Origin of the sequence: Streptomyces phyllanthi (genome assembly GCF_009377205.1) — a bacterium.
GTDB lineage: Bacteria > Actinomycetota > Actinomycetes > Streptomycetales > Streptomycetaceae > Streptomyces > Streptomyces phyllanthi.
Genome location: NZ_VJZE01000595.1, coordinates 1 through 4692 on the forward strand (window position 1 = coordinate 1; position 4692 = coordinate 4692).

Consider the following 4692-nt stretch of genomic DNA (forward strand, 5'->3'; position numbering starts at 1 on the left):
CCTGGGGGTGGGGCAGGGTTCTGGGTCTGGCTCCGGAGGCTCCGGAACCGCATCTGGAAGCTCCGGAACCGCATCCGGAGGCTCCGGGGGCGGATTCCAAGGTCGCCGGAACCCGGCTTCCGGGCCCTGGGGGGCAGGCACCCGGAGGCTCCGACCCCGGCTTCCGGAGGTCGGAAGGTGGGTCCGGGACCCGGGGTGACCCCGGGAGTCCCCGGAGGTCGGCCCGGACGATACCCGACGTCGTACGAGGACCAGGACTGTTAGATTCCACGCCAGCGCGGTGTGAACTGGAGGCGACCATGGCAGGCCACGTAGGACGGGGCCGGAGCGGCCGACGGCCGACCCTGGAGGAGGTCGCCGCGCGGGCCGGTGTCGGCCGCGGCACCGTCTCCCGGGTGATCAACGGGTCACCCCGGGTCAGTGACGCGACCCGCGCGGCGGTCGAGGCGGCGGTGGCGGAGCTCGGCTACGTCCCGAACACGGCGGCCCGTGCGCTCGCGGCGAACCGCACGGACGCGATCGCCCTCGTCGTCCCCGAACCGGAGACCCGCTTCTTCGCGGAACCGTACTTCTCGGACATGCTGCGAGGCGTCGGCGCCGAGCTCTCGGACACTGAGATGCAGCTGCTGCTGATCTTCGCGGGCAGTGACCGGGAGCGGCGCCGGCTCGCCGAGTACCTGGCGGCACACCGCGTGGACGGCGTCCTGCTGGTGTCGGTCCACGCCGACGACCCCCTCCCCGACCTCCTGGCCCAGCTGGAGATCCCGGCCGTGATCAGCGGCCCGCGCTCCGACCACGAGACGCTGCCGTCGGTCGACTCGGACAACTACGGCGGCGGCCGCTCGGCGGTGGAGCATCTGATCGCCCGCGGCCGCAAGACGATCGCCACGATCACCGGCCGCCTCGACGTGTACGGCGCCCAGCGGCGCATCCAGGGCTACCGCGAGGCGCTGCGCGACGCCGGACGCGAGGTGGACGAGCAGCTCATCGCGCCGGGCGACTTCACGGAGGAGGGCGGGCGCCGGGCGATGGCCGAGCTGCTCGAACGCCGGCCCGACCTGGACGCGGTCTTCGCGGAGTCGGACGTGATGGCGGCGGGCGCCCGCCAGGTGCTCCGCGAGGCGGGTCGGCGCATACCCGACGACGTCGCCCTCGTCGGCTACGACGACTCGGCGATCGCCCGCCACATGGACCCGCCCCTGACGAGCGTCCGCCAGCCCATCGAGGAGATGGGCCGCGCGATGATCGACCTCCTCCTGGACGAGATCGCGGACCGCCGCCCGGCGGTCTCACGGGGCCTGGAGCGACGCCGTGTGGTCCTGCCGACCGAGCTGGTGCAGCGGCACTCCTCGTGAGTCCTCCTGACGCCCTCGTGAGGAAGGTGACGGACGACACAGCCCCGTTCCCGCTCGACCGCGGGGCGGGGCTTCGTCGTATGCGCCCGCCGTTCATGTCCTGAACGGCGGTTCTGGAGAGGGGCCCTGGAAGTACAGTCCTGAAACGCCTTCAGCCGGTGACCCGTGTCAGGTCACCGGCTGAAGTGGTGAGGGTGAGTGACGGGACTTGAACCCGCGACATCCTGGACCACAACCAGGTGCTCTACCAGCTGAGCTACACCCACCATGTCCGGCGGTTCTCCGAGTGGTTCACCGACCGGCCGAGAAAAAGTGTACAGGGTCCGAAGGGGTGCTCGCGCCCGGCTTTCGGGTGGGCGCGGCGCCACCCCTCTCCGGGCCCTTACCGCGCGGGCAGGACGTGCTTCGCGGCGATGGTCTTCGCCGTGTCGGAGTCCGGGCCGGGCTGGGGCACGAAGATCGCCTCCCGGTAGTAGCGGAGCTCCGCGATGGACTCACGGATGTCGGCGAGCGCCCGGTGGTTGCCGTTCTTCTCGGGGCTGTTGAAGTAGGCCCGCGGATACCAGCGGCGGGCCAGCTCCTTCACCGAGCTGACATCGACGATCCGGTAGTGGAGGTAGTCCTCCAGCGTCGGCATGTCACGCAGCAGGAAGCCGCGGTCCGTGCCGACCGAGTTGCCGCACAGCGGGGCCTTGCCCGGCTCCTTGACGTACTCGCGTACGTACGCCAGCACCTGCTCCTCGGCGTCCTTCAGCGTCGTGCCGTTCGGCAGGGCGGCGAGAAGCCCCGACGCGGTGTGCATCTGGCGCACCACCTCGGGCATCGTCTCCAGCGCCGAGTCCGGGGGGCGGATCACGATGTCCACACCCTCGCCGAGCACGTTCAGCTCAGAGTCGGTGACCAGCGCGGCCACCTCGATGAGCGCGTCGTCGGACAGCGAGAGCCCGGTCATCTCGCAGTCGATCCACACCATGCGATCGTTCATTGAATCTCCTTGCTGGAAAACCCCGGGCTTCGGGCCGGGGGACAACGCATCCGAATGCTGCCGGACACGCAGCGTCCGGGTTGCGCTACGCTGGGTCGCGCCCGCGGTGACATCCAAGCCGCCGGGTCTACCGCCGGGCCGGCGGGAAGTCAGGTCTGTGGAGCTTGTGTAAGACCGTGGGCGGCACACCGTCCCTTTCGCTGGTAACCCCAGGCGGCAGCGGGCTGCGAAGCAGAAAGCCCGACCCGTGAGGGAAGGAATCCCCGTCGTCCACGACGGAGAAGAGGTCAAGTGTCTCACCTTACGGCCCGTGCCCGTCACAGTCGTACGGCCCGGTCCTGCACCTGGATGATCAGGGCGAGACCGGGCCGATGACGTCTCAGGGCGACTACGGGGCGCTGCGCTGGCCGGGCAGCCGCCCGGTCGCGTACAGCTCGGGCTTGGCGCCCTCCGTGGAGAGCGAGGTCGCCGGTGCAAGGGCGCTCGCGGCCGCCGTACGACGGGTCTGGAGCGGGAGGTGGGCGGTCTCCTGCGGCAGGGACGGGGGCGGCCCGCCCGGTCCGCTGTGCCCGCCGGGACCGTCCGGGCCGTCCGACCTGTCGCTCTGGGGTCGCCGTGCCCGGTACGCCGCCCGGTAGGCCGCCGGGGACGAGCCCAGCTGCCGCCGGAAGTGGCCGCGCAGGGCCACCGGCGAGCGGAAGCCGCAGCGGCCCGCCACCTCGTCCACCGAGTAGTCCGACGTCTCCAGCAGGCGCTGCGCCTGGAGCACCCGCTGGGTGATCAACCACTGCAGCGGAGCGCTCCCGGTGAGCGAGCGGAACCGGCGGTCGAAGGTACGGCGGCTCATGTACGCGCGCGCGGCGAGCGTCTCCACGTCGAACTGCTCGTGGAGGTGCTCCAGCGCCCAGGCGACGACCTCGGCGAGCGGGTCGGCGCCGATCTCCTCTGGTAAAGAGCGATCGAGATAGCGCTCCTGGCCGCCGCTGCGGCGCGGGGGGACCACCAGGCGCCGGGCCAGCGCGCCCGCCGCCTCGTTGCCGTGGTCCGTGCGCACGATGTGCAGACAGAGGTCGATGCCCGCGGCCGTACCGGCGCTCGTCAGGACGTCTCCGTCGTCGACGAACAGCTCACGCGGATCGACGTGCACCGACGGATAGCGCTTGGCCAGCGTCGGCGCGTACATCCAGTGGGTGGTGGCCGGGCGGCCGTCCAGCAGGCCCGCGGCGGCCAGTACGAAGGCGCCGGTGCACAGCCCTACGATGCGGGCACCCTCCTCGTGCGCCCGGCGCAGTGCGTCGAGCGCCTCCTCCGGTGGCGGTGAGGTGATCGAACGCCAGGCGGGCACGACGACCGTGCCCGCCCGTGAGATCGCCTCAAGGCCGTTCGGTGCGGTGAGTTCCAGGCCCCCTGTGGTCCGCAGTGGGCCGTCTTCCCCCGCACACACCAGCAGCCGGTAGCGCGGTACTCCGGCGTCCTGGCGGTCGATCCCGAAGACCGACAGCGGTATGGAACTCTCGAAGATGGGGCCGCCGCTGAACAGCAGCACCGCGACGATCTCCTTGCGGCGTCGCCCGGACAGCTTCCGGGCTGCGGCTTCCGGCGCGGCAGTGGAGTCGTGGCTCATACTGCTAAGCCCCCCTCGGTGGTCGCGGCTCCTCGGTCGTGTCGCTCCTGCACGTTTCCCCTTGGTCCTGCACGAGTCCCCCGCCATAAGACAGTCAAGATCGAATCTACTGCGTCACGTCGTGCCGGCGTGACCCGGTTGGGCATCCGGCACATTGTCGACTTGGCAACTTGGCGTGAAGCATTCGATCACGAAGCGTTGCACTCGTGGGCCCTACAGGGAAGTACGCCTCGTGGCAGTGGCCAATCCACGTAGGGTGCGCGAGCCACCCGGGCCCCTTTCAATGCAGGTCGAACGGGGGGTCCGGGGGTGTTCGGTCAACGGATATGCAGCAAGCCGAAGTTGGCTGAAAATATACGGGTCCGTGCGCGCAAACCGGTCAGCCGCGCGGTGCCCTTCTTCCCGGGGTCCCGGGGCGCCGCTTGCGCCTGTGGGCCCCCGGGCCGCCCCGGCCGTGCCGGCCCCGCCGTGGTGCCGTCATCTCCGCCGGCGGATGCGCCGTGCTCCGCGCGGGATCGTCCGCGGGCGCCCGTGTCGCCGTACGCGCCGCTCCGCGCTCCGACTGGCGCAGCAGCAGCCGGCAGACACCGGTCACGGCCGCCAGCCCCAGTGCCGTACCGGCCGCGCCGGCGAGCGACGTGCCGTACCAGACGAGGACCACGGGGACGAGGACGCAGCTGAAGACGGCCCAGCGGATGACGTCGTCCGCCGTGTCGGGGGCGGGGCGC

At 71.3% G+C, this 4692-nt stretch carries 4 protein-coding genes and 1 tRNA gene; 1 reads left to right on the forward strand and 4 read right to left on the reverse strand.

What is annotated here, in order from left to right:
* The first annotated feature begins 299 nt into the window (after positions 1 to 299).
* Entirely contained in the window at positions 300 to 1355 is a 1056-nt protein-coding gene (locus FNH04_RS41625; RefSeq protein ID WP_152791436.1) for a LacI family DNA-binding transcriptional regulator, read from the forward strand.
* A gap of 193 nt (positions 1356 to 1548) precedes the next feature.
* Here FNH04_RS41625 and FNH04_RS41630 read toward each other — a convergent pair.
* From FNH04_RS41630 to FNH04_RS41645, 4 genes are all read right to left on the reverse strand, one after another.
* A tRNA-His gene (locus FNH04_RS41630) sits at positions 1549 to 1621 on the reverse strand.
* A 116-nt stretch (positions 1622 to 1737) separates the two neighbouring features.
* Complete coding sequence (gene orn, locus FNH04_RS41635) at positions 1738 to 2340, reverse strand: oligoribonuclease (protein ID WP_152791437.1); 603 nt, start codon at positions 2338 to 2340, stop codon at positions 1738 to 1740.
* A 388-nt stretch (positions 2341 to 2728) separates the two neighbouring features.
* Positions 2729 to 3964: a helix-turn-helix domain-containing protein gene (locus tag FNH04_RS41640; RefSeq protein ID WP_152791438.1), complete on the reverse strand. Its 1236-nt coding sequence runs from the start codon at positions 3962 to 3964 to the stop codon at positions 2729 to 2731.
* A gap of 379 nt (positions 3965 to 4343) precedes the next feature.
* Positions 4344 to 4692, reverse strand: a 349-nt coding sequence (locus FNH04_RS41645; protein WP_152791439.1) for a hypothetical protein, incomplete at its 5' end; no start/stop codon positions are given.